Here is a 25,337-nt window from a genome sequence, read left to right as displayed (position 1 = left end):
GTGAACACCAAGGCACAAGCCATTGCAAAGACTGCGCAGTCCGGGCTGGGGAGCAATCTCTATCGCTACGGGCAATTGCTGCTGCTGGTGATTGCCGCCGGCGCCATTTATCCCGTCCTTTATCTGCGGCAGGTCTATCAGACCAGCATGATCGAGGCATTGGCGATCAACAACGAACAGCTCGGGTATCTCTATTCGATCCTGGGCGCGGCCTTCATGATCAGCTACCTGCCAAGCGGCTGGCTGGCCGATCGCATGGCGCCGCGCATCCTGATCAGCATTTCGCTGCTCGGAACGGGTCTGCTGGCGATGTGGTACGCCACGTTGCCGAGCTTCCACCATCTGCTGCTGATCTTCTGCGGCTTCGGCGTCACCACCGGCCTTACCTTTTGGGCGGCGCTGCTCAAGCGCGTGAAGCTTCTGGCCAGCAAGAAAGAGCAAGGGCGTTTCTTCGGCGTGCTCGACGGCGGTCGCGGCTTGATCGAGGCGCTGCTGGCTACGGTGGCCATCAGCCTTTTCGCCCACCTCACCCAGGACCGCGGGCAAACCTTGGGCGAAGGCTTCCAGCAGGTGATCCATCTGTACGCCTACACCTGCCTGGCACTCGGTGTCGTGCTGGGTCTGCTGCGCGATCCGCGACAGGCGGACGCGGAGAAGGTTGAAGAAAAAACGGCATCCAAGGGCAATCTGCTGCGGGACCTGAAGCAACTCGCGAGCCTTCCGGAGTTGTGGCTGATCACCGCCATCGTGTTCTGCGGGTATCACTTCTTCTGGGCCACTTACAGTTTTTCCGCCTACCTGGAGCAGGGCAATCTTGGTCTCACCGCGACCATGGCCGGCGTCATCACCACCATCAAATTGTGGATGCGGCCGATCGGCGGCATCGGTGGCGGCTGGCTTGGCGATCGCTTCTCCAATCTGCGCGTGCTTACCTGGGCGCTGGTCCTGGCGGGCGTAGGCATGCTCGGCTTGATCACGTTGCCGATGTTGCGCATCGTGCCGCTGGTGATCGTGCTGGTGGTATTCATCGGCTTGATGACCTACGCGATCCGCGGCTTGTACTGGGCCGTGCTTGATCAATGCCCGATTCCGGAGCGCATCACCGGCCTGGCCATCGGCATCATTTCAGTCGTCGGTTATTCACCCGACGTGCTGCTGCCGCTGATCAACGGTTGGATCACCCAGGCCGTCCCCGGCATGTTGGGCTACCAGATTTATTTCACTTATGTCCTGGTGATGGGATCACTGGGCGTAGTGGCTGCACTCGCCTTGAAGAAACGCATCGCTAAAAGGATCCGCGCGTGAAAATCATTTCCCTGCAAACTCACGTCGTCGCGGTACCGCCACCGCACATTGGTGGCATGTACTGGTTGTTCGTCACGCTGAAAACCGATACGGGCATCGAGGGCGCCGGCGAGATCTATGCGGCGACTTTTCACCCCAAGGCGATGGTGCCGATTATCGAGGATGTATTCGAGCGCTATCTGCTCGATCACGATCCGCATCACGTCGAACGCTTCTTCCGCCAGTGCTATTCCAGCGGGTTCACCCAACGTCCCGATCTCACCATGATGGGCGTCGTCAGCGGTCTGGAGATGGCTTGCTGGGACATCATCGGCAAGGCTGCCAACAAGCCGGTTTACGAATTGCTGGGCGGCAAGGTGCACGAACGCCTGCGCTCCTACACGTATTTGTACCCGATCAACAGCAAGGGCGAATACGACTATGGCGACCCGGATCTTGCCGCCGAGTGTGCGGTGCATGCGATGGAGCAGGGCTTTACCGCCGTAAAGTTCGATCCGGCCGGTCCGTATACCGCTTACTCCGGCCACCAGGTTTCGCTGGAAGTGTTGGAACGCTGCGAAACCTTCTGCCGCAAGATCCGCGAGGCGGTAGGCAACCGCTGCGACCTGCTGTTCGGCACGCACGGCCAGATGGTGCCTTCATCTGCGATCCGTCTGGCCAGGCGACTGGAGAAATACGACCCGCTGTGGTTTGAAGAACCCGTCCCGCCGGGACAGGAAGATGCCATGGCGCAAGTAGCGGCCAAGACTTCGATTCCGATTGCGGCCGGTGAACGGCTCACCACCAAGTATGAATTTTTCAAGCTGCTGCAAGCCGGCGGCGCATCGATTCTGCAGATGAATGTCGGGCGCTGCGGCGGCCTGCTGGAGGCCAAGAAGATCGCCAGCATGGCCGAGGCGTATTACGCACAGATCGCGCCGCACCTTTACAACGGCCCGGTCGGCGCAGCGGCCAGTTTTCAGTTGGCAGCCTGCACGCCGAACTTCCTGATCCAGGAAAGCATCGGCACCTGGGATGGTTTCCATGCCGAAGTGCTGAAGAAGCCGCTGCAATGGGAGGACGGATACATCATTCCGTCCCGCGAACCCGGGCTGGGTGTCGAACTGAATCTGGATGTGGTGCGCGAGCACGCGCCGTATGTCGGCGAGCGCCTGCATTTGCAGATGGCGCCAAACCCCGCCGACGTCAAAGACCACTCGCCCGCGCGAGGTTGAGTCGCCATTTCACTTAAACCGGCCTCTTATCCATGACATACGACTACATCATCGTTGGTGCCGGCTCCGCCGGCTGCATCCTGGCCGATCGCTTGAGCGAGTCGCGTCGGTATTCGGTGCTGGTGCTGGAGGCCGGCGGCCAGGACAACTCGCCGTGGATCAAAATGCCCGGCGGCTTCGTGAAGCTGTACTACAACCCGCAGTACAACTACATGTATTACTCCGAGCCGCAGCCGCAGTTGGACGGTCGCAAGCTCTACGCGCCGCGCGGCAAGGTGCTGGGCGGCTCGGGTTCGATCAATGCCATGATCTACGTGCGCGGCCAAGCTCACGATTTCGACGATTGGGCGGCTGACGGCAACGACGGCTGGGGATGGCGCGACGTGCTGCCATACTTTCGTCAACTGGAAACGCATCCGGAAGGCGACAGCGAATATCACGGCGGCCATGGGCCGATCCACATCAGCACCATGCGCGGCAAGACGCATCCCATCTGCGATTCGTTTCTTGCGGGCTGCGATGAGCTGGGTTATCCACGCAGCCCGGACTTCAACGGTGCGCAGTTCGAAGGTTCCGGCATTTACGACCTGAATACGCGCCGTGGTGAACGTTGTTCCAGCAGTGTTGCCTGCCTGCATCCCGCCATGAAGCGTAGCAATGTGCGGGTGGAAACGAATGCGCTGGTGGAACGCGTGTTATTCAACGACGACGGGCGCGCAGTGGGTGTGCGCGTGAAGCAGGGCGCCGAGTCGCGGGATTTCCACGTCAACCACGAAGTAATTCTTGCCGCCGGTGCCGTGGGCACGCCGCAGATCCTGCAGCTGTCGGGCGTTGGCAATAAAGCATTGCTGGACCAGCATGGCATTCAGACGCAGCACCACCTGCCGGCGGTAGGCGAGCATTTGCAGGACCACCTGTGCGTGAGCTACTACTACGAGGCCAACGTGCCCACGCTCAACGACGAGCTGCGTTCGTGGTTCGGGCAGACCAAAGTCGGCTTGCAGTATTTTCTCGGCCGCAGCGGCCCGCTGGCGATGAGTGTCAACCAATCCGGTGGCTTCTTTCGCGGTGACGAAGCCCAGAAGCACCCCAATCTGCAGCTTTACTTCAACCCGCTCTCCTATCAGATTCCCAAGAGCAGCAAGGCCACCATCCGGCCGGAGCCCTATCCGGGCTTTCTGCTCTGCTTCAATCCGTGCCGCCCGACCAGTCGCGGCAGCGTGCGCATCGCATCGGCCCGGGCCGAGGACGCGCCGGTCATCGATCCGAACTATCTGAGCACCAGCAAGGATATCGTCGAGGCGATCCAGGGCAGCCGTCTGATCCGGCGCATCATGAATACCGAGGCGCTACGTGCGGTGACGGTGGCGGAGACCCTGCCAGGGCTTTCCGTGCGAGACGATGAGGCCATGCTCGACTACTTCCGCCAGAACTGCGGCTCCATCTATCACCTGTGCGGCTCGGCCGCGATGGGCAGTGACCCGGCCAAATCGGTGGTGGACAAGCATTTGAAGGTGCACGGCCTGCGCGGATTGCGCGTCGTCGACGCCTCGGTATTCCCCAATATCACCTCGGGGAACATCAATGCCGCCACGATGATGGTGGCCGAAAAGGGCGCCTCGCTGATCCTGCAGGACAAGGCCTGAGCAGCCCTTGGCCGGCGGAGGCTCCTGGGCAGGGCGCTGGCTGGCGCCAGGCTGACGGCTGCTGCAGCCCGGCATGACCGGAATGACGGGCCCCGGCTACAATGCTGGGCTCCCCGATCGCTTCCGGAACTTTTATGGCAGCCCGCTTGAACCCGCTCGACCTGTATGACGTACGTTCCCTGCTCACCGACGAAGAACGCATGGTGCAGGACACCGTGGGCCGTTTCGTCGATGAAAGAGTGCTGCCGATCATCAGCGATTGCTTCGACCAGGGCCGCTTTCCCAAGGAATTGATCCCGGAAATCGCCAGCCTCGGCCTGCTGGGTGCCACCATTCCCGAAAAGTACGGTTGCGCCGGCATGAACGGCGTCAGCTACGGCCTGATCTGCCAGGAACTGGAGCGCGGCGATTCGGGCTTGCGCAGCTTCGCCTCGGTGCAGAGCTCGCTGTGCATGTACCCGATCTACGCCTACGGCAATGAAGAACAGAAGATGCATTACCTGCCGAAAATGGCGGCAGGCGAGGTGATCGGCTGCTTCGGCCTGACCGAGCCGCACGGCGGCTCCGATCCGGCCAACATGAAGACCAACGCCAAGAAAGACGGCGGCGACTGGGTCATCAACGGCGCCAAGATGTGGATCACCAACGGCAACATCGCGCAGATCGCGATTGTCTGGGCGCAGACCGACGACGGTATCCAGGGCTTTATCGTGCCCACCGACACCAAGGGCTTCGCCGCGCAGGAAGTGCACAAGAAGATGAGCCTGCGCGCGTCGGTGACCTCCGCGCTGTTCTTCGACAACGTGCGCGTGCCGGAAGCCAACCGTCTGCCGAACGTGAAAGGCCTCAAGGGTCCGCTCGGCTGCCTCACCCAGGCCCGCTACGGCATTACCTGGGGCCCGATCGGCGCCGCCCAGGCTTGCCTGAAGGAAGTGCTCGACTACACCCAGGAACGCATCCTGTTCGGTCGCCCGCTGGCGTCCAACCAGGCGATCCAGCTGAAGATGGCCGACATGGCTCGCCGCATCACCATGGCACAGCTGCTGTCGCTGCAGCTTGGCCGCCTGAAGGATGCCGGCAAGATGGAGCCGACCCAGGTTTCGCTGGCCAAGTGGAACAATTGTCGTATGGCTATCGACATCGCGCGCGAATGCCGCGACATCCTTGGCGGCGCCGGCATCACGGTCGAGCACTCGGCGATCCGCCACGCGCTGAACCTGGAATCGGTCATCACGTATGAAGGCACCGAGACGGTGCATCAGCTGGTAGTAGGCCGCGAGCTGACCGGCATCAACGCGTTCTAAGTCACGGAAGACAGGGGACCAGCTGGATGCGCGTGCATACGTGGATGAGGCCATGGCTGCTTGCCATGGCCCTGATGGGAATGGTGCGGGTGGGTTGGGCGTCCGACAGTACGCTGATCGACCCGGCAACCCGCATCGACCCGGTGATGGTGCTGGCAAACTTCGATCTTGGGCCATGCTCGCAGGAGATTCCCGGGCTGCTCAATCGGCCGCTGCTGGGTTTTGCCCTCGATCCTGACAAGATGAAGCAGATGCCGACTTACGTCTTCTGCAGGAATCTGCCCCAGGCCATGCTTCAGCATTTACTGGCGCACCACGTGGATGCGGTGTTGCAAGAATTCGACACCCAGCCGCTCAAGCGCGATCCCTACATCGCCGCGTTCCAGGCCTTCGAGCAGAAAGCTTTCAAGGCGCCGGAAAATGCCAAGCGTTACGTATTGCAGTACGACGGCACGTATTTCGGTGAAAACGCGCGCGCCAACCTGGTCATTTCGTTGTTCAGCCCGGTCAATGCGGATGGCAAGCGCGCGCATCTGGGGGATTTCGACTTGGGCAACTTGCTGTACGAGCCAGTCGTTCCGTATGCCAAGTACACCACCCTCCGCCTGATGTCGCCGGATGACGTGGCCGAACGCATTGCCGCCACGCTGGAGAGCCGCTGCGCCAAGAAGGGGCTTTTCGGCAGCAGCATGCCCTGTACTGATCGATTTCATCTGACCGCGCCAGGGCGCTGAGCGCCACGCCGGGAGGTCGACACCTTTGACAGAGATCCGCCTCGAAACCGATCGCCTGATCCTGCGTCCGCCGATAGCTGCCGATTTCGACGCCTACGCCGCCAACATGGCCGATCGGGAAGCCTCGCAATTCATCGGCGGTCCGCAATTGCGGCCGGTCGCCTGGCGCGGTTTCCTTTCGCTGGCGGGCGCCTGGATGATCCAGGGTTTTTCCATGTTCTCGGTGATCGAGAAAGCCAGCGGGCAGTGGATTGGCCGGCTTGGTCCATGGCATCCCGAAGGCTGGCCCGGCACCGAAGTGGGCTGGGGATTGACGCGTGCGGCCTGGGGCAAGGGCTACGCGTATGAAGGCACCGTCGCCGCGATCGACTGGGCGTTCGAGCACCTGGGCTGGAGCGAAGTGATCCACTCCATCAACGTCGACAATGGCGCCTCGCAAGCGCTGGCCAAACGGCTGGGTTCTCGTTCGCGCGGCATGTCCAAGCTGCCGCCGCCGTACCAGGATGTCGAGGTCGAAATCTGGGGACAGACGCGCGAGCAATGGCGGCGACGTCAGTGAGCCATTCCCGTCAAGCCTTGCGGGACGCCATAGCGGCCGCAGTACCCGCGCTGCATCGATATTGCTGCGACAACTGGGTGGTCATCGGCAGTGCCGCTGCGGCGCTGGCGGGCGCAAAGGTCGAGGTAGCCGACCTTGATCTGTTGACCAGCGTGGAAGACGCCGATCGCCTGATCGAGGCGTGGCAGGAGCAGCGCGACCTGCGCTACACCCCGGCAGCCGGCGATCGTTTCCGTTCGCGTTTTGCGCGTTTCCGTTTTCCGGGTATGCCGGTCGAGGTCATGGGAGGCCTGGAGTACCAGGGCATACGCGGCTGGCAGCAGATGCAGGTGAACGAGGTCGTGCAGGTCACCTGCGCCGGCGTTACCGTGCCCATTCCCACCCGAGTCGAGCAGATCCGCGTACTGGAGAGCTTTGGCCGGCCCAAGGACCTGCAGCGCGCCGCCGCGTTGCGCGCATTGTGAAAAGGCCTGCATGCCCCGTACTGGCGGCAATCAGGTCCGTACATCGATAATTTCCCATTCCGCGCCGTTCGTCGGCACGTCTTTGAACGAGAGCTTCGCCATCATGTCCGCCACGCCCATCGCCGCCCGCCACAAAGGTTTCAACCGCGCCGAGATCGTCGATCAGAACTTCACCGAGTTCGTGCAGAACTGGCAGGGCCAGGTGCACACCCGGCCGCGCGAGCACGATCCCATTCTTCCCGGTAGTGCGCTCGATGCGCAGGGCTTCAGGGAACTGCTGGAATCGCAACTCATTTCGCGGCATCTGGACCTGATGGCTCGTGTGCTGCGCGTGCAGAACAAAGTCTTCTACACGATCGGCAGTTCCGGCCACGAAGGCAACGCCATGGTGGCGCGCCTGACCCGCCACACTGATCCGGCTTTCCTGCATTACCGCTCCGGCGGCTTCATGGCCGAGCGCTTCCGCAAGCTGCCGGGCATGGACCCGGTGATGGATTCGGCGCTGTCGTTCGCGGCGAGCAAGGAAGATCCCGCCTCCGGCGGCCGCCACAAAGTGTGGGGCAGCAAGCCGCTCTGGGTGTTGCCGCAGACTTCCACCATCGCTTCGCACCTGCCCAAAGCGCTCGGCACGGCGGTGGCGATTGAACAAGCTCGCCGTATCGGCCATCAGTTGCCGATTCCGGAAGACTCCATCGCCATCTGTTCTTTTGGCGATGCCTCCAGCAACCACGCCACCGCGCAGACTGCTTTCAACGCGGCGGCGTGGACGGCTTACCAGAAGCTGCCGGCACCGGTGCTGTTCGTGTGCGAAGACAACGGCATCGGTATCTCGGTGAAGACGCCGGGTGGCTGGGTGGCGAACAACTTCCAGCATCGCCCGGACCTGGATTACTTCTTTGCCGACGGCCTGGATCTGGCCGAAGGCTATGCGCAGGTGCAGCGCGCGGTGGATCACTGCCGCAACACGCGCCGCCCGACCTTCCTGCATCTGAAGACCACCCGCATCATGGGTCACGCCGGCACCGATTTTGAAATCGAGTGGCGCAGCATCGAGGAACTGGTTGGCGTGGAAGCCTCCGATCCGCTGTTGCGTTCCGCTGCCATTGCATTGGCATCGGGCCTGTACAGCAAGGACGAGTTGCTGGCGCTCAACGAGACCACCCGCAAGCGCTGCTTTGCGGCCGCCGAAGACGCCGATCGCCGTCCTCGCCTGGAACGTCTCGATGAAGTGATGGCCCCGCTGGCGCCTTACACGCCGGACAAGGTCAAGGCCGAAGCCGAGCGCGCCGACTACAACGACAAGCGCGTTGCCGTATTCGGCAATGAAGAAAAGCTGCCGGAAAAGCAGCCGCCGCGCCACCTGGCGATCCAGATCAACCAGGCGCTGCACGACGTGATGGCGAAGTATCCCGAAACGCTGTTGTTCGGCGAGGATGTCGCGCAGAAGGGCGGCGTGTACACCGTCACCAAGGGCCTGCACAAAGCCTTCAAGGGCAGCCGCGTGTTCAACACGCTGCTGGATGAAACCGTGATTCTCGGTCTGGCTCAGGGCTACGCCAACGTGGGCATGCTGCCATTGCCGGAAATCCAGTATCTGGCGTACTTCCACAACGCGTGCGACCAGATTCGCGGCGAAGCGGCTTCGCTGCAGTTCTTCTCCAACAACCAGTACCGCAACCCGATGGTGATGCGCGTGGCGTCGCTGGGTTACCAGCGCGGTTTCGGCGGCCATTTCCACAACGACAACTCGATCGCGGCGTTGCGCGATATTCCGGGATTGGTCGTGGGCTGCCCCAGCCGCGGCGACGATGCGGCCACCATGCTGCGCACGATGCTGGCGCTGGCCAAGGTCGACGGACGCGTCTGCGCGTATCTGGAACCGATCGCGCTTTACATGGCCAAGGATCTCTACGAAGCGGGCGATGGCCAGTGGCAGTTCGCCTATCCGGCGCCAGGCGAAGCCATGCCGCTGGGCGAAGGGCGTGTCTACGGCGCGGATGCGAACGACCTGGTGGTGTTCACGTTCGGCAACGGCGTGCCGATGGCGTTGCGCGCGGCCAGGACGATCGAGAAAGAACTCGGCTGGAAGGTGCGCGTGGTGGACCTGCGCTGGCTGGCTCCGCTCAACGATGCGTTCATTGCCGAACAGGCGAAGAACGCCAAGCGCATCATCGTGCTGGACGAAGGCCGCAAGAGCGCCGGCGTGGGCGAGGGCGTCATCACCGCTATCGTGGAGGGAGGTTTCGGCAGTACCCCGCTCGAACGCGTGGTAGGTGCCGACACCTACACCCCGCTTGCCGGTGCTGCATTCCTGGTATTGCCGGGCGATGCAGATGTCGTTGCTGCGGCGAAGAAGCTGGCCGGCTGAAGAGCCGCCTGAACGAGTCGGTTGGGTTACTTCCGGATCAAGCCCGGAGTAGCCCAACTCACCGGCTTTGCTCGTGCGCGGAATGCGGCTTGTGATGTGAGCCGCTCATTTCCGCCCGCCGCTCGAAGGTATGCGCGTGATTGCGCCCGTTGAGCTTTACGTAATACATCGCCTGGTCAGCGCGCTCGACCAGCGTTTCCAGCGTATCACCCAGACTGCGCATCGCCAGGCCGATGCTTACGCTGAGCAGCAACTCCCGTTGATCCACGGCAATGTCCAGTCGATGCACGCGCCGACACAGGCGCGTGGCGACCTGCATGGCTTGTTCCTGGTGGACGCCATGCAGCATGGCGACGAACTCCTCGCCGCCGTAGCGGCCCAGCAAGTCGGAGGGGCGCAATTCGCTGCTCAGGATGTCGGCTACCGAGACCAGCGCCCGATCGCCCGCCGCATGACCCTGATGGTCGTTGAGCGCCTTGAAATGATCCATGTCCATGAACAGCAAAGCGATCGGCTGGCCTTCCTCAATGGCGTCGGCCAGCATGCGATTGGCTGCCTCGGTCCAAGCGCGGCGGTTGAGCAGGTTGGTGAGCGGATCGCGATCGGCCAGCACGCGAACGCTGTCGCGATCGCGGCGCATCGTCAATGCGCGATCGGCCAAACCGAGCGAGAGCACGACGGCTTCGAAGGCGCCCATGGCGATACTGGCGTCGTTGAGCCAGTCCAGTTTGGGCAAGGCCCCGGTTACCTGTGCGCTGGTCATGGCGGTCAATATCAGTAGCGGGGTCCAGCCGAGCAGAAAAAACCAGGCCGGGCGCGATCCGCGAAACGCCGCCATCAATGCCGTGCAGAGCAGCAGTACGGCGCCGAGTATCAGCACGGGATTGACCAGTACCTTGGCCATGTCCATCAGTGCAGGAATTTGGCTGCAGCGCAGCACCACGATCAGCGGCATGGCCACGCCGAGCGCAATCACCGGGATGCGCAAGAAGGGCGTGTAGCGCGATAGATCGCAGAACCGGCTGGCAAACAGTGCGGCAAACGATACCGACAACGCCGTTGCCGAGGCTCCCACCAGCAGTTCCGATCCGGCCAGCCAGCTCGCCCCCAGCGGATGAAACAAGAATCCCGTCTGGATGCTTTGCACCAGGACATAGCAAAGCATGTAGCCGGTGTACCAGGCGAATGTCACGTCGCGCAGCATGACGGCGAAGCATGAGGCCATCAGCGCCATGGCCACCATCACGGCGAAACACGCTGCGGCGAAGCTCAGCCAGCTGGCGTCTTGCTGCAAATAGTCGTCCATGCTCTGCAGTTCGAAGCGTTCCGGTGCGCTGACCGTGCTGCTGGGCTCGAACTTGAGCAGAATGGGTGCGGTCTGCTCTCGATCCACACTCAAGCGGAATGCCAGCCGACCGTGTCCATGCAAGGGTGCGGTGAAGTCGTCCAGGGCGAGGGTGCGTGGCGGGCTTTTGCCTTCGAACAGCGTGACCTCTCCCATCGGGGCCGGGTAGATCGACAATACGCGTTCTTCGTCGGCGCTGGGCGGGCCAGGCTGCAGCACCACCCAAGCACCCAGTTCGTCGCGCGGGAACCACTGCAGCATCGAAGGGTTGAAAGCCTTCAGCGCGCCATGCCCGAAAGCGTTGAGGATCTGCGCAGGCGTATCGCCTCGTGCCGCTTCGCGCCAGGCACCGCGCAAGGGGGCCGCCGTGCCGGCGTGCAGCAAGGAGAACCACAAAAGCCACATCAGCGGCAGGGCGGCGATCAGCCACCTGCGTGCGCGCCAGCCTTTTCGCAATACGTCCCCAGTCACCCCAGCTCCTTATCCTGAAGTGGCCCCGCACCCGTGCTGGCTGGCGTTGGCCTGGACCCGGTCGTCGCACAGTCGTTGCGGTCGCCGGTTCATAATCGCCGACAACATCGCCATGGTGGACTTACTCGTGGCGAGATGGAACGTTCGGCGACGAATTCAGCCCAAGAATATGCAGGGTACGTGCCAGCACCCGGGGTAGGATTTTTTACGGGAAATTGCACGAGCAGCGGACGTCGTTTTGCCAAGCTGCGACCGGGTGTGACAGGCTAGGTCAGGTTTATCACCCGGGAAGGAGGAGCCATGGCAGCCATCAAGGTCGCGGTATTGGTCGGCAGTCTGCGCAAGGACTCGATCAATCGCAGGTTGGCGCGGGCCGTGGAGCGGTTGGCCCCGGCCGATTTTTCGTTCGAGCACATATCGATCGGCGACTTGCCGCTCTACGACCAGGATTTCGATCACGACTATCCGTCGATGTGCCAGGGGATAAAGCACCAGATCAAGGCGGCCGATGCATTGCTGTTTGTGACACCCGAATACAACCGCTCGATTCCCGGCGTGCTGAAGAACGCCATCGACGTCGCGTCGCGTCCTTACGGCACCAACGCGTTTGCCGGCAAGCCGGGCGCGATGATCGGCACGTCGATTGGCGCTACCGGCACGGCCCTGGCGCAGCAACACTTGCGCAACGTGCTGGCTTACCTGGACGTTTTGCTGCTCGCGCAACCGGAGGTGTACGTTAAGTTCACCGAAGGGTTGATCGATGCCGATGGCCACGTCAGCGTCGAGGGCACGCAGAAATTCCTGCAGGGGTTTGTCGACCGCTACGTTGCCTGGGTGCGCAAGTTCGTTGGTGCCTGATTTTCCAGCTTGTCGCGCCCTCGCCGCTTGGCGATGAGGGCGAAAGCGTTGAATCAACGCACTACCAGGCCACCGACGCCGCAATATTTCTCGAGCAATTGTTGCTGCACGTCGTGAGGGTGTTGTCCGTCCAGCGGTTGCAGTCGCGTGTACTGGCCATCGGCCTGCAATTGCCAGGCGGTGGTGTTGTCGGCCAGGTAGATATCCAGTTCCTTGCGAATGCGTTGGCGCAGCTTGCGGTCTTCGATCGGGAAGGCCGTTTCGACGCGGCGGTCGAGATTGCGCTCCATGAAGTCGGCACTGGCCAGGTACATGCGTTCGTCGCCGTCATTGGCGAACCAGTAGACCCGGCTGTGCTCCAGGAAGCGGCCGACGATGGAGCGCACGCTGATGTTCTGCGATACGCCGGGAATGCATGGCCGCAGGCAGCACGTGCCGCGCACCAGCAGGTCGATCTTCACGCCGGCATTGCTGGCTTTATATAGCGCACGAATCATTTTCGCGTCGGTCAGCGCATTCACCTTGATGATCACGTGCGCAGGCTTGCCGGCTTCGGCGTGTGCCTGCTCGCGGGCGATCATTTCCAGCAGCGATTTCTTCAACGTAAACGGCGCATGCAGCAGCTTCTTCATCTTGAGCAGCTTGCCCATGCCGGTGAGCTGGCTGAAAAGCTTGTGTACGTCTTCGCACAACGCCGGATCGGAAGTAAGCAGGCTGTAGTCGGTGTACAGGCGCGCGTTGCCGCTGTGGTAGTTGCCCGTGCCCAAGTGCGCGTAACGCGCCAGTTTCTCGCCTTCGCGGCGCTGGATCAGCATCAGCTTGGCGTGGGTCTTTACGTCGACCACGCCGTAGATAACGACGGCGCCGGCCTGTTGCAGGCGCGTGGCCAGGCCGAGATTGGATTCTTCGTCGAAACGCGCGCGCAATTCGACCACCGCGATCACTTCCTTGCCTGCGCGTGCCGCTTCCACCAGTGCATCGACGATTTCGGAGTTGGCGCCGGTGCGGTACAGCGTCTGCTCGATGGTCAGCACGGCCGGATCTTTCGCGGCCTGGCGCACCAGGTCGACCACCGGGGCGAAGGATTCATACGGGTGCATCAGCAACACATCTTGCTTGCCGATGACCTGGAACAGATCCTCCGCTTTCTTCAGGGCCTTGGGGATCGCCGGTACGAAGGGGGGATATTGCAACTGCGGGTTTTCGCTGCGGCTGACGATACCGAACAGGCGGGTGAGATTGACCGGGCCGTTCACCTCGTACAGCTCCGCCTCGGTGAGGCCAAATTGCTTGAGCAGGTAGTCGGTAAGCGGCTTGGGACAGTTGTCGGCTACTTCCAGCCGCACCGCGTCGCCGAAGCGGCGCGAGGACAGTTCGCCGCGCAACGCACGCGCCAGATCGTCCATTTCTTCCGGATCGATGGTGAGGTCGGCGTTGCGGGTCAGGCGGAACTGATAGCAGCCGCGCACTTCCATGCCGGGGAACAGTTCTTCGGCATGGGCATGGATGATCGAAGACAGCAGCACGTAGTTTTCGCCGCCATCGCAGGCTTCGGGCGGCAGGCGGATGATGCGCGGCAGGACGCGTGGCGCCGGCAGGATCGCCAGGCCGGAGTCGCGCCCGAAGGCATCGACGCCTTCCAGCTCCACGATGAAATTGAGGCTCTTGTTCACCAGCAGCGGAAACGGGTGGGTGGGGTCCAGTCCGATCGGCGTCATCATCGGCGCCACTTCCTGGCGGAAGTAGCGCTGCACCCAGCGTTTCTGCACGCTCGACCAGCTTTCGCGCCGCACGATGCGGATGCCGTGCTGATCCAGTTCGGGCAGCAGCCGCTCGTTGAGAATGGCGTACTGCCGCGCGATCTGCCGGTGCGCGATGTCGCTGATTTCCGCCAGCGCCTGCTTGGGCGTCATGCCGTCCGGGCCGACGATCTCGTGTCCGTAGGCCAGCTGCCCCTTCAGGCCGGCCACGCGTATCTCGAAGAATTCGTCCATGTTGCTGGAAAAGATCAACAGGAACTTCAGCCGCTCCAGCAGCGGCGTGCGTTCGTCCAGCGCCTGCTCCAGTACACGGTTGTTGAACTGCAGTTGCGACAGTTCGCGATGGAGGTAATAGGCCTTGTCATTGAAATCGACGGCCGGTGCGGGGGCGACTTCCGGCGCGGTGGCGCTGGCAGCGGACATGGCGTCCTGATCGTTGCGTTTGCTCATCGAGACATCATCCGGTAACCGGCGGTGGAAGGCGATACCGCACCCCTGCGGCGGCGTCGCGATGCTGACATGCTGCCGCATGGCGTTGACGCGAATGTGACATCAAGCGGTTGTCACGCCTCTTCACGAGGCGTCCCGTGGCAGCAGGTAATGACTGGGCGCGGCACCCAGCGTACGCCGAAATGCAGCGGTGAATGCGCTGGTACTGCTGTAACCCAGTTCGATCGCCACCTGGGTTACCGACTGGCCGCGGCCCAACCGTGCCACCGCCGCCAGCAGGCAGGCTTGTTGGCGCCAACTGCTGAAGCTCATGCCGGTCTGTTCGCGAAACAGCCGGGTGAAGCTGCGGCGACTCATGTCGGCCTTGTGCGCCATGGTGTCGATGTCGATTTCCAGCGATGGCGACTGGATCAGCGCGCGGCACAGCCTGGCCAGGCGCGGTTCCTGCGGCAGCGGGGTGCTCAGGGGCAGGGTGGGCATGCGGGCGATTTCGTCCACCAGCAGACACATCAGGCGATCGTGGCGGCCGCCCAGCTCGTATTCGGTAGGCAGGTCCACGGCCTCGGAAAGCAGGGCATGGAGCAAGGGCGATACGCTGATCACCGAGCAATGCTCCGGCAGGCCTGCATTGCCGGCCACGGCGGGCTGCAGATAGGCGCTGCGCGTGCTGGTGGGGCCACCCATGTGCACGGCGTGCTCCACCCCCGGCGGAATCCACAGTGCGCGCCGGCTGGGCACCACCCAGGTGCCTTCTGTGGTGGTGACAGTCAGTACGCCGGTGATGGCGTACAGGCATTGCCCGCGCTTGTGCACGTGGCGCGGCAGAATCGTGCCGGAAGCGTAGTCGTTGCCCGAGGCAAGCACGTCGCGCGGCGTGTCCTCGTAGCCAAAGATTCGGGTGTTACGCATCGGTACATGGCCTCGCGTTTGGCCCGATTTCTACAGAAGTTGACCCGATAGTGCATGCAGGCCGACGAGGCCTACTTTAAGGTGACAACCATGGCGAGGCAATCTCGCCCTATCCCCAACCTTCGAGCATCTATGCAGAACTCAGCCGAAACGGTTTCACTGCCGTCGGAAGCGCCGGCCCACGCGACCGGGCGTACGGATTTCACCATCCTGGGGGCGATCAGCTTCTCGCACCTGCTCAACGACATGATCCAGTCGCTGATCGTGGCGATCTACCCGATCCTCAAGAGCGGCTTCCATCTCAGTTTCGGCCAGGTCGGCCTGATCACGCTGACTTACCAGATCACCGCTTCGCTGCTGCAGCCGATGGTCGGCATGTTCACTGACCGCAAGCCGATGCCGTACTCCTTGCCGGTGGGCATGGGCTTCACCCTGAGCGGTTTGCTGTTGCTCGCCGTAGCGCCGAATTTCCCACTGCTGCTGCTGGCTGCGGCATTGGTTGGTACCGGTTCTTCGGTATTCCATCCGGAATCTTCGCGCGTGGCCCGCCTGGCCTCGGGCGGGCAGCACGGGTTGGCGCAGTCCCTGTTCCAGGTCGGGGGCAACACCGGTTCTTCGCTGGGTCCCTTGCTGGCGGCGTGGATCATCGTGCCGCACGGCCGTGGCAGCGTGGCCTGGTTCTCGCTGGCGGCATTGTTGGCCATGGTGGTGTTGCTGCAGGTGGGCCGCTGGTACCGCTTGCATCACGTTGCACGCAACAAGGCGGTGCGGCACGTCGCCGGCGAAGCATTGAGCCGCGGCAAGGTGGTGATGTGCCTGTCCATCCTGGGCTTGCTGATCTTCTCCAAATATTTTTATCTGGCCAGCATCAGCAGCTATTTCACGTTCTACTTGATGCACACGTTCGGCGTTTCTGTGCAGAACGCGCAGGTGCATCTGTTCGTGTTTCTGTTCGCGGTGGCAGCCGGTTCGTTGATCGGCGGTCCGGTGGGCGATCGCATCGGGCGCAAGTGGGTGATCTGGGTATCGATCCTGGGCGTGGCGCCCTTCACGCTGGCGCTGCCGCACGCCAACCTGTTCTGGACTGGCGTGCTGACGGTGGTGATCGGTCTGATTCTGTCCTCGGCTTTCTCGGCCATCCTGGTCTATGCGCAGGAACTGATTCCCGGCCGGGTGGGCATGGTGTCGGGCCTGTTTTTCGGCCTTGCGTTCGGCATGGGCGGCATCGGTGCCGCCGTGCTGGGGCAGGTGGCGGATGTACGCGGCATCGACTACGTGTATCAGTTGTGCGCTTATCTGCCGCTGATCGGTGCGCTGGCGTTGTTTTTGCCGGATCTGGAAAAGCCCAGGCGCGCTTTGGCCAAGGCATGAAGGCGTAGGCAAGCGGTCTCGTCCTCGCTCAAGCGGTCCACATCTGCGCAGCATGCAGCACGCGCAAGATGGATATGGCGCGTGCGTCCACGGCATACACCACGATGTAGTTGGGATGCACCACCATTTCCCGGGTGCCGGCTACGCGGCTGTGACGATAGTTATCCGGATGCAGAGGGAGTTCTGATGTTTTTGCTTCGATGTCGTCCTTCAGACGTTGGGCCGCGTCAGGATTGTCATCGGAAATGTAATCGACGATCGCCAGCAGGTCGGCGCGAGCTGATTCCTTCCATTCAACGGCGAGCACGACGCTTCCTGTCGATAAGCGCTTGAGTGTCATCCATGACGCGCTGCTGAGAGTGGGTAGGGCCAGGATCGGCGAGCGCTTCGCGCACCTTTTCACGAAACCAGGCATCGTAAGCGGCCGGATCGGCCGTGAACCCTGGGGGCAGGGCGCCTTCGTGGGCTACACGGGTGAGCAGAATGCGCACGGCATCGGAGATGGTCAGGCCCAAACGAGCGAGCTTTTCCGCTGCGGCACTTTTTAGATCGTCGTCGATGCGGACGTGCAACATCGAGGTATGAGAGGGCACGGCGACGTCTCCTTGAACGCGAGGCGTCATTGTATCTCAAAAGAGATACGGTCGGGCTTCGGGGTGGCAATGCACAACGGCCCGCTTGAGGCGGGCCGTTTGCTTTTTCATGAAGGCGGGAAGCTTAGTGTTTCGCAGGCGTGGGGCCTTGCACCACCTGGGTCAGGTTTTGCGGCTTGAGATATTTCTTGAAGGCGGCCTGCACCTGTTCTGGCGTGAGTTCCATGAAGTATTTGGCGGCGACCATCGGCTGGTTCAGTGGTTCGCCGTGCCAGGCCCAGCTCAGCAACGAACGCCCGATGCTGTTGACGCTGGCGACGCTTACCGGAATGGAGCGGATTTCGTACTGGCGGGCGTTGGTCAGTTCATCGTCCTTGATCGGCGTGGTTTGCATGTCCAGCAGGTTCTGGCGCACCAGGCCGTCGACCGGTGCGACCTTGTCCGGGTCGCTGCCGTATTGCACGAAGAACATCGAGCGCGACCGGTCGAAACGCATGCCCGAGCCTGCGCCGTAGGCGTAGCCGTGCTTGACGCGGATATCGGCCATCAGGCGTGAAGCGAAACCGTTGCCGCCGAGTACGTCATTGCCGAGCTGCAGGGCGTAGCGATCCGGATTGTGCATGTTGAGCTCGAGCATCTGTCCCATCAGCACCTGGTCTTGCGAGGCGTACGGGTTGTCGATGACGGCGTAGCCGGGCGGGTTCACCGGTACCGGCTTGGAAATCACATCCGGTTTCGGTCCCGAGGCTTTCCACGAGCCGAAGTAGCGTTCCACTGTGGCTTTGGCCTGCTCGGGCGTCACATCGCCCACCACCACGATGGTGGTGAGGTCGGGACGATAGGTCTTGGCGTAGTAATCCTTGAGGTTCTGCAGGCTCAGCTTGTTGACCGTCTCGGGCGTGGCACGGCGCAGATCGGGATCGCCCTTGGGCAACATGCCTTCCATCAGGCCCTTCATCATCTTGTATTGCGGAGACTGCATTTCGCCGGCCAGGGTGCGTGCGAGGGTCTCCTGTTGCACGGCAAAACCCTGCTGCGGAAGGGCCGGATGCAATTCGTTGTCGGCCAGCAGTTGCATGGCGCTGTCGAAATGATCGCTCAGGGCGGCCACGCCGAAATCGGTGCCGCCGTTTTCCGACGCGGAGATGTCATCCAATGCCTTGTGGAAAGCATCGCGATCCAGTGTGGTGGAGCCGTAATCGAACAGGGTGGACAACAAGCGTGCAGCGCCTTCCTGCCCGGCGGGCTCGTGCAATTTGGGGTTGTTGTCGATGTGCCCCAGTACCGTCACCGTCTTACTGATGCTTTCCGGCTGCACGATCAGGTGGATGCCGTTGTCCAGTTTCATTTCCACGGGAGCCAGGGTCCAGCGCGGCATTTCCAGCTTGCTCAGTTTTTCGGATGCCCATTCCGGCAGCGGCGCATCGAGCTTGTCGTTGCCTGCGAAGTTTTCTGAGCCGCCGAAGCCGGCACTGTCCGGCGGACGCTGGCCGTTGTTGTCGGAGGTGAGCACCACGGTGACGCGCTGGTCCGGCTTCAGGTATTCGCGCGCGATGCGGTTGACGTCGTCCACGGTGACGTTGCGGATCTGCTGTTCGGCCTCTTCGGGCGATTGCAGGCCCATCCACGCGATCGCCTGCGACCAGGCGCTGGCCAGTGTCACGGCACTGTTCTTGTTGAATTCGGCTTGTGCGATCTCGGCGCGCTTGGAGGCTTCGACCAGATCCGCCGGCACACCGTTCTTCAACAGATCGGCGATCACGCCTTCCAGATCGGCTTTCGCCTGTTTCGCATCGCCGCCTTTGGGAAAGCCGACTTCGATCGCGCCGATGCCGCCGTTGCTGAATGGCTGCAATTGCGCATCGGCGCTCAGCACCTTGCCCTGCACGGCCAGCGCACTGAGCGAACTGCGCGCGTTGTTGAGCACATCCAGTAGAACCTGCGCGGCGGCGTTGTCCTTGTCCTTCATGCCGGGCATGCGGTAGAGGAACTGCACTGAGCCGGTGCCTTGCGGCGTGGTGGCGCTGATCGTTTCCGATTTCACCGGCTGCAATGCGAGCTTGGCGGGCTCGGACAACTTGCGCTGCGGAATCTTGCCGAACAGTGTCTGCACTTTGGCCAGCGTGCTTTGCGGGTCCACGTCACCGACGATCACCAGCAGCGCATTGTTTGGCGCATACCAGGCGTCATAGAAACTTTGCAGGTCCTTGGCCGTGGTCTTGTCGAAGGACGGGCGTGTGCCGAGCGGATCTTCTTCGTAGCCGGTACCTGCGTACAGGATGCGCTCGGCTTTCTGGAAGGCGAGGTAACCCGGATCGGAGATGTCGCGCGAGACTTCCTGCTCGATCGCGCCGCGCTCGCGGTCCCAGTCTTTCTGCGTGAGCAATGCGCCTTCCATGCGCGAGGATTCGATGTGCAGCAGGATGTCCAGGTAGTTCGACGGCGCCACGAAATAATACTGGGTGGCGTCGTTGGTGGTGAACGCGTTGTTGTCCGCGCCCATCTTGCCCGTCATCTCATTGAGCTGCGCGCCGGTCATGCCCTGGCTGTCGCGGAACATCATGTGTTCGAGCGCGTGCGCGGTACCTGGAAGGCCTTGCGGCGTGTGGTAGCCGCCGGCCAGATAGGTGATCTGGGTGGTGACCATCGGCGAGAGCGTTTCGCGCACGATCACCACGCGCAGGCCGTTGTCCAGGGTGGCGTGCAAAACCTTGCCGTCATTGGCAACGGCTTGCGAGGAGACGGGCGCATCGGCGCGGGCCGGCAGTCCGGCGGCGGCGAGGCCGAGGCCCAGCATCACGCTCCATGCCAATGTCTTGAAGGGTTTGGACATCATGTTTCATTCCTTGCGTGGACAACGGTAGACCGTTCGATGGTGCCATAGTGCCCGGCAACCGCCTACGTGCCGGAAGCTCGTGCGGGGCCACTATCGAGAAACCCTGGGCAGGGGTATCTTGCCGGCATGTCGTGAGATCCCACGAGGAGGAGTCGAACCATGTTGGTAGTGACGACCGAAAACGTGCCGGGCCATCAGGTGGTCCAGGTCAAGGGGCAGGTATTTGGCGTGGTGGTGCGCAGCCGCGGTATCGGCGGCAACGTGATGGCCGGCCTTCGTTCGCTGGTTGGCGGCGAAATCCACGAATACACGCAGATGTTGGAGGAAGCACGCCGCCATGCGTTGGACCGGCTGGTGTCCAACGCCAAGGCGATGGGTGCCAATGCCGTCTTGATGATGCGTTTCGACTCCGCCGAAATCGGCCAGACCATGAGCGAAATCGTCGCTTATGGCACCGCCGTCGTGCTGGACCCGCCGACCTGAGCCGCATCGCCGTGCTGCCGATGTTCTTGTATGTATTGGGCGGTGTGTTGCTGCTTGGCGCGGGCATCGCCTTGCTGACCGGCCTGTTCGTGGTGCTGCTGCCGCAGTTGCTGGTTGGCGGGTTGCTGCTGGTGGTCGGGCTGGCGATCGAGCGCTGGCGCTACAAGCCGCTGATGCGTACCGGACCGGACCCAAGCTGGAAAGATACCGGTGAGCGTTTCATCGACCCCGGCAGCGGGCAGCTGACGGCGGTCTATTTCGACCCGCAGCGTGGCGAGCGCCATTACATCGTGGTCGATGAGCAGATGCCCCCGCATTAACGCCAGGCTATCGGCACATCGGATAGCATCACCCACCTTGGTTCGTTTGAATACACAGCTATAAAGGAGCATTCATGCCTTCAGGAAATCCGGTATTGCGCGAAAAGGCGTTTCAGGGGCTGCCCGTCACGGGCGAGCGCATGACCTTGAACGGCACCATCACGCGCACCGCGTTGCTGCTGGTGCTGGCGGTGATCACCGGCGGCTGGACGTGGCAGCGTTTTGCCGACGTGGCTGCAGGCGGTGACGTGAGTGTTGCCCTGGCAGCGGTCAGTCCCTTTATGTGGGGTGGCCTGGTGGCTGGTTTCGTGTTGGCGCTGGTGACCACCTTTGCGCGACGCTGGGCGGGTATTACCGCGCCCCTCTACGCCATTGCCGAAGGCTTTGCGCTCGGTGGCATCTCTGCCATGATGAATTTGCGCTTTCCGGGCATCGTGATGCAGGCAGTGATGCTGACTGTCGGCGTATTGGCGGTGATGCTGGTGGCTTACCGTTCCGGTTGGATCCAGGTGACCGACAAATTCCGCATGGGTGTGGTCGCCGCGACCGGCGGCATTGCGCTGTTGTATCTGGTGGATATCGGTTTGCGTGCCTTTACGTCCATCCAGCTTCCCTTTATCCACGAGACTGGCGCGATCGGCATCGGCTTCAGCCTGCTGGTGGTCGGTCTGGCGGCACTGAACCTGGTACTGGACTTCGACATGATCGACCGGGCCGCCCAGCAGGGCGCCCCGAAGTACATGGAATGGTACGGGGCGTTCGCCTTGATGGTGACGCTGGTGTGGCTGTACATGGAATTGCTGCGGCTGCTTTCCAAGGCACGCCGCTGATCCTCGTTTTCCCCTCTCCCCAACGGGGAGAGGGGGCAATGCGAGGGCAAAATGCTACCCTTGCCGCTTTATCCGGCAGCAGGTGGGTATGACGAAAGAGGCAGGCCGCGGACACGCCTTGTTGGTGGGGGCGGGCATTCTTTGCAGCCGCCTGTTCGGCCTGGTGCGGCAGCGGGTGTTTTCGCACTATTTCGGTCTTTCCGACGCGGCGGATATTTTCAGTGCCGCGCTGCGCGTGCCCAACTTCCTGCAAAACCTGTTCGGGGAAGGCGTGCTTTCGGCCTCCTTCATTCCGGTCTATGCGCGCCTGCTGGCGCAGCACAAGCAGGAAGAAGCTGACCGTCTTGCCGGTGCGATTGCCGCGGCCCTGGCCTTGATCATCGCGGTCATCGTGGCCTTGGGTGTGTGGGCCACGCCGTCCTTGTTGTGGCTGATCGCCCCGGGCTACGTCGGCGAAAAGCGCGAGCTGACTATTCTCATCGTACGGATTCTGTTTCCCGGTACCGGGATCCTGGTGTGGTCGGCGTGGTGCCTGGGCATCCTCAACAGCCATCACAAGTTCTTTCTTTCCTACGCGGCACCGGTGGTCTGGAATCTGTCGATGATTCTGACCATGCTGTTTTTCCGCCACCTGCAGGCCGATCGGCTGATCGTGTATCTGGCGTGGGGCACCGTGCTGGGGTGCCTGTTGCAGTTCCTGGTGCAGTTGGGGCCGGTGTTGAAGCTGGTGCCGGGCATGCGTTTGCGCATGGATCTGCGCAACGTGCACGTACGGCAGGTCGGAGGCAGTTTCCTGGGCGTGGCGGTTGGTCGCGGCGTGGTGCAGATCAGCGCGTTCGTCGACCAGGCCATTTCCACGTTGCTGGGCAGCGGCGCAATCGCTGGCATGACGACGGCATCGTCGATCAATCTCTTGCCGGTCAGCCTGTTCGGCATGGCGATTTCCGCTTCGGAGCTGCCGACCTTGTCGCGCATGGCCGGCGATGAAATGGATGGCGAGGTGTCTGCCAAGTTGTCGCAGCGTTTGAACAACGGGCTGGAGCGCATCGCTTTTTTCATCGTGCCTTCGGCAATGGCGTTTTTCGCGCTGGGAAACGTGGTGGTGGCGGCGCTGTATCAGTCCGGTGCGTTTACGGCGAAGGATTCGCACTACGTGTGGGCGATCCTGGCCGGCTCCGGTGTGGGCTTGCTGGCAACGACCTTCGGTCGTCTTTACTCGTCGACGTATTACGCCATGCGCGATACGCGCACGCCGCTGCGTTTTGCGATCGTGCGGCTGGCGTTTACCGCCGCGCTCGGGCTGGCCAGTGCCTTGTTGCTGCCGGGCGTATTCGGCATTCCCCTGCAGTGGGGGGCGGTGGGATTGACCGCATCGGCGGGTGTGGCAGGCTGGATCGAATTTCATCTGCTGCGGCGAACCTTGAACAAGCGCATCGGTGCCACCGGCGTACCGATGGCGATGATGGCGAAGCTTTGGGCATCGGCGTCTCTGTCCGCGCTGGCAGCGTGCGCGGTGGAGTATGGCCTTCCGTTGCACGGCCCCATCGTCACGGCGCTATTTGTGCTCGCTACTTACGGCGTTGCGTATTTCGGCATCACGTATGGGCTGCGCATCAAGACCAGCGTGGAAGTGCTGGAGAAGATATTGCGGCGCCTGGGCGTGCGCGGAAAGGCTTAGCGCCGCAGATTGCTGCGCGCCAGCTCGATCAGCTCGTCGCCGCGTCCGTTCATCACGGTGCGCAGTGCCCACAGGCTGAAGCCCTTCATCTGTTCGAGCTGGATCTTGGGCGGCATCGACAATTCCTGCCGGTTGGTCACCACGTCCACCAGGGCGGGGCCGTCGTGGGCGAAGGCTTCGCGCAACGCCTTTTCCAGGTCGCCCGGATCTTCCACGCGTACGCCGTAGATGCCGGCTGCACGCGCCACGGCCGAGAAGTCGGGATTGTCCAGCGACACGCCGGTTGGCAGGAAACCCGCGGCCTTCATTTCCAGCTCCACGAAACCCAGCGTGCCGTTGTTGAATACGACGATCTTTACGGGTAACTGATGTTGCACCAGGGTGAGCAGGTCGCCCATCAACATGGCAAAGCCCCCATCGCCGGACAGGCTCACCACCTGCCTTGCCGGATAGGCGGTTTGCGCGCCGATGGCCTGCGGCATGGCATTGGCCATCGAACCGTGCACGAAGGAGCCCAGCAGGCGGCGCTTGCCGTTGACGTGCAGATAGCGCGCCGCCCAGATCGTGGGTGTGCCGACGTCGCAGGTGAAGACGGCATCTTCGCTGGCGATGTCGCTGACCACTTTGGCCACGAACTGCGGATGGATCGGCTTGCTGCCGGCTTTGCCGACGGCGAGATCGTTGAGGCCTTCGCGAGCTTTTTTGTAATGGGCGAGGCTGTTCTTCAGATGCGTGTCGTCGCCCGCAGCCTTCAACCGCGGCAGCAGGGCGGCAACGGTGGCGCGCACGTCGCCGACCAGGCCGAGATCCAGACGGCAACGGCGCCCGAGGTTTTCCGCACGCAAATCGATCTGGCAGATTTTCGCCTCGTCGGGGAAAAACTGCCGATAGGGAAAGTCGGTGCCGAGCAGGAGCAGGGTGTCGCAGTTCATCATGGCTTCGTAGCCGGAGCTGAAGCCGATCAGGCCGGTCATGCCCACGTCGTACGGGTTGTCCCATTCGACGTGTTCCTTGCCGCCCAGTGCATGCACCACGGGTGCTTTCAAGGTTTCGGCGAGCTTGATCACCTCGTCGTGCGCACCTGCGCAACCGCGTCCGCAGAACAGGGTCACCTTGCGGCCGCTGCCGAGCAGGGCGGCGAGCTGATCCAACTGCGAATCGGAAGGTGTGACCACCGGTGCCACCGGCAGCAGGCTGGCCGCGGTGGCGACTGGACCGCTGGCTTCGGAAAGTGCGACGTCGCCGGGAATCACCAGCACGGAAACGCCGCGCTGACCGACCGCCGTACGAATGGCGATCTCCACCGCGCGATGAATCTGCGAGGCGCTGCTCACCAGTTCGCAATAGTGGCTGCATTCGCGAAACAGGTTCTGCGGATGGGTTTCCTGAAAATAGCCGCTGCCGATTTCCACCGACGGAATGTGCGCCGCGATCGCCAACACCGGAGTGCGCGAACGCTGTGCGTCATACAGGCCGTTGATCAGGTGCAGATTGCCCGGTCCGCACGAGCCGGCACAGACGGCCAGCTCGCCGGTAAGTTGCGCCTCGGCACCCGCCGCAAAGGCAGCGGCTTCTTCGTGCCGGTAGTGGATCCATTGGATGCTTTTGCGCTGGCGCAGCGATTCGGTGATGCCGTTGAGGCTGTCGCCGACCAGGCCGTGGATGCGTTTCACGCCGGCCTGGGCCAGGGTTTCAACCAGTACATCGGCAACGTTGCGGATGCTCATGACGCCGTCCCTTCCGTGACCAAGGCAAGGCTTGCATCTTGGCAAAGCCTTGCTTTGATTTCCGTAAAGGTGACGGCGCGGGGCGAAGCTGGAATTCGCTTCGTGCCGACAG

The 25,337-nt window shown here is 62.4% G+C and carries 21 protein-coding genes; 14 read left to right on the top strand and 7 right to left on the bottom strand.

Annotated features, from left to right (window positions below):
• From ISS99_RS19045 to ISS99_RS19010, 8 genes are all read left to right on the top strand, one after another.
• Positions 1 to 1,305 (top strand): MFS transporter, encoded by a 1,305-nt coding sequence (locus ISS99_RS19045; RefSeq protein WP_204633185.1) that lies wholly within the window; start codon positions 1 to 3, stop codon positions 1,303 to 1,305.
• Entirely contained in the window at positions 1,302 to 2,519 is a 1,218-nt protein-coding gene (locus ISS99_RS19040; protein ID WP_204633184.1) for a mandelate racemase/muconate lactonizing enzyme family protein, read from the top strand. The genes ISS99_RS19045 and ISS99_RS19040 overlap by 4 nt, the downstream gene beginning before the upstream one ends.
• 32 nt (positions 2,520 to 2,551) lie before the next feature.
• Positions 2,552 to 4,165, top strand: a complete 1,614-nt coding sequence (locus ISS99_RS19035; RefSeq protein ID WP_204633183.1) for a GMC family oxidoreductase — start codon at positions 2,552 to 2,554, stop codon at positions 4,163 to 4,165.
• A 134-nt stretch (positions 4,166 to 4,299) separates the two neighbouring features.
• Positions 4,300 to 5,469: an acyl-CoA dehydrogenase family protein gene (locus ISS99_RS19030; RefSeq protein WP_204633182.1), complete on the top strand. Its 1,170-nt coding sequence runs from the start codon at positions 4,300 to 4,302 to the stop codon at positions 5,467 to 5,469.
• Positions 5,470 to 5,495: 26 nt separating this feature from the next.
• Complete coding sequence (locus tag ISS99_RS19025) at positions 5,496 to 6,203, top strand: hypothetical protein (RefSeq protein WP_204633181.1); 708 nt, start codon at positions 5,496 to 5,498, stop codon at positions 6,201 to 6,203.
• Between the two features lie 25 nt (positions 6,204 to 6,228).
• Positions 6,229 to 6,762 (top strand): GNAT family N-acetyltransferase, encoded by a 534-nt coding sequence (locus ISS99_RS19020; RefSeq protein ID WP_204633180.1) that lies wholly within the window; start codon positions 6,229 to 6,231, stop codon positions 6,760 to 6,762.
• The gene (locus ISS99_RS19015) at positions 6,759 to 7,226 is read left to right on the top strand and encodes a hypothetical protein (RefSeq protein ID WP_284343686.1); all 468 of its coding nucleotides are present in this window, start codon (positions 6,759 to 6,761) and stop codon (positions 7,224 to 7,226) included. The genes ISS99_RS19020 and ISS99_RS19015 overlap by 4 nt, the downstream gene beginning before the upstream one ends.
• Positions 7,227 to 7,329: 103 nt before the next feature.
• Positions 7,330 to 9,594 (top strand): thiamine pyrophosphate-dependent enzyme, encoded by a 2,265-nt coding sequence (locus tag ISS99_RS19010; RefSeq protein ID WP_204633178.1) that lies wholly within the window; start codon positions 7,330 to 7,332, stop codon positions 9,592 to 9,594.
• A gap of 58 nt (positions 9,595 to 9,652) precedes the next feature.
• Here the strand turns inward: ISS99_RS19010 and ISS99_RS19005 are convergent, their stop codons facing one another.
• The gene (locus ISS99_RS19005) at positions 9,653 to 11,410 is read right to left on the bottom strand and encodes a sensor domain-containing diguanylate cyclase (RefSeq protein ID WP_284343687.1); all 1,758 of its coding nucleotides are present in this window, start codon (positions 11,408 to 11,410) and stop codon (positions 9,653 to 9,655) included.
• Positions 11,411 to 11,710: 300 nt separating this feature from the next.
• On the opposite strand from ISS99_RS19005, the gene ISS99_RS19000 reads away from it, so the two are divergent.
• Complete coding sequence (locus tag ISS99_RS19000) at positions 11,711 to 12,268, top strand: NADPH-dependent FMN reductase (protein WP_204633177.1); 558 nt, start codon at positions 11,711 to 11,713, stop codon at positions 12,266 to 12,268.
• Between the two features lie 53 nt (positions 12,269 to 12,321).
• Here ISS99_RS19000 and ppk1 read toward each other — a convergent pair whose 3' ends face one another.
• Positions 12,322 to 14,478 carry a polyphosphate kinase 1 gene (gene ppk1 / locus ISS99_RS18995; protein WP_204633176.1) on the bottom strand — a complete coding sequence of 719 codons (2,157 nt, stop codon included), beginning with the start codon at positions 14,476 to 14,478 and terminating at the stop codon, positions 12,322 to 12,324.
• A gap of 123 nt (positions 14,479 to 14,601) precedes the next feature.
• A complete protein-coding gene (locus tag ISS99_RS18990) occupies positions 14,602 to 15,387 on the bottom strand; it encodes an AraC family transcriptional regulator (protein ID WP_204633175.1) in 786 nt (261 codons plus the stop codon).
• A 132-nt stretch (positions 15,388 to 15,519) separates the two neighbouring features.
• Between ISS99_RS18990 and ISS99_RS18985 the strand changes: the two genes are divergently transcribed.
• Positions 15,520 to 16,758 (top strand): MFS transporter, encoded by a 1,239-nt coding sequence (locus ISS99_RS18985; protein WP_204633174.1) that lies wholly within the window; start codon positions 15,520 to 15,522, stop codon positions 16,756 to 16,758.
• Positions 16,759 to 16,786: 28 nt separating this feature from the next.
• Here the strand turns inward: ISS99_RS18985 and ISS99_RS18980 are convergent, their stop codons facing one another.
• From ISS99_RS18980 to ISS99_RS18970, 3 genes are all read right to left on the bottom strand, one after another.
• A complete protein-coding gene (locus tag ISS99_RS18980; protein ID WP_204633173.1) occupies positions 16,787 to 17,065 on the bottom strand; it encodes a type II toxin-antitoxin system RelE/ParE family toxin in 279 nt (92 codons plus the stop codon).
• Positions 17,052 to 17,351, bottom strand: coding sequence for a type II toxin-antitoxin system RelB/DinJ family antitoxin (locus ISS99_RS18975; protein WP_204633172.1), 300 nt, complete (start codon positions 17,349 to 17,351; stop codon positions 17,052 to 17,054). The genes ISS99_RS18980 and ISS99_RS18975 overlap by 14 nt, the downstream gene beginning before the upstream one ends.
• A 124-nt stretch (positions 17,352 to 17,475) precedes the next feature.
• Complete coding sequence (locus ISS99_RS18970; protein ID WP_204633171.1) at positions 17,476 to 20,187, bottom strand: M16 family metallopeptidase; 2,712 nt, start codon at positions 20,185 to 20,187, stop codon at positions 17,476 to 17,478.
• Positions 20,188 to 20,346: 159 nt separating this feature from the next.
• Here ISS99_RS18970 and ISS99_RS18965 point away from each other — a divergent pair, with 159 nt between their 5' ends.
• From ISS99_RS18965 to murJ, 4 genes are all read left to right on the top strand, one after another.
• Entirely contained in the window at positions 20,347 to 20,670 is a 324-nt protein-coding gene (locus ISS99_RS18965) for a YbjQ family protein (protein ID WP_204633170.1), read from the top strand.
• 11 nt (positions 20,671 to 20,681) lie between these two features.
• Positions 20,682 to 20,990, top strand: coding sequence for a hypothetical protein (locus tag ISS99_RS18960; protein ID WP_204633169.1), 309 nt, complete (start codon positions 20,682 to 20,684; stop codon positions 20,988 to 20,990).
• Positions 20,991 to 21,064: 74 nt separating this feature from the next.
• Complete coding sequence (locus ISS99_RS18955) at positions 21,065 to 21,820, top strand: Bax inhibitor-1/YccA family protein (protein WP_204633168.1); 756 nt, start codon at positions 21,065 to 21,067, stop codon at positions 21,818 to 21,820.
• Positions 21,821 to 21,908: 88 nt separating this feature from the next.
• Positions 21,909 to 23,498, top strand: coding sequence for a murein biosynthesis integral membrane protein MurJ (gene murJ / locus ISS99_RS18950; protein WP_204633167.1), 1,590 nt, complete (start codon positions 21,909 to 21,911; stop codon positions 23,496 to 23,498).
• Here murJ and poxB read toward each other — a convergent pair.
• Positions 23,495 to 25,225: a ubiquinone-dependent pyruvate dehydrogenase gene (poxB, locus tag ISS99_RS18945; RefSeq protein WP_204633166.1), complete on the bottom strand. Its 1,731-nt coding sequence runs from the start codon at positions 25,223 to 25,225 to the stop codon at positions 23,495 to 23,497. The two genes, murJ and poxB, sit on opposite strands and share 4 nt — an antisense overlap.
• Between the last annotated feature and the right edge of the window lie 112 nt (positions 25,226 to 25,337).

Source organism: Dyella mobilis (genome assembly GCF_016904945.1).
GTDB classification, from domain to species: Bacteria; Pseudomonadota; Gammaproteobacteria; order Xanthomonadales; family Rhodanobacteraceae; genus Dyella_B; species Dyella_B mobilis.
The sequence above is the reverse complement of the archived record's forward strand: the minus strand, read 5'-3'. Positions and strand labels throughout refer to the sequence as shown.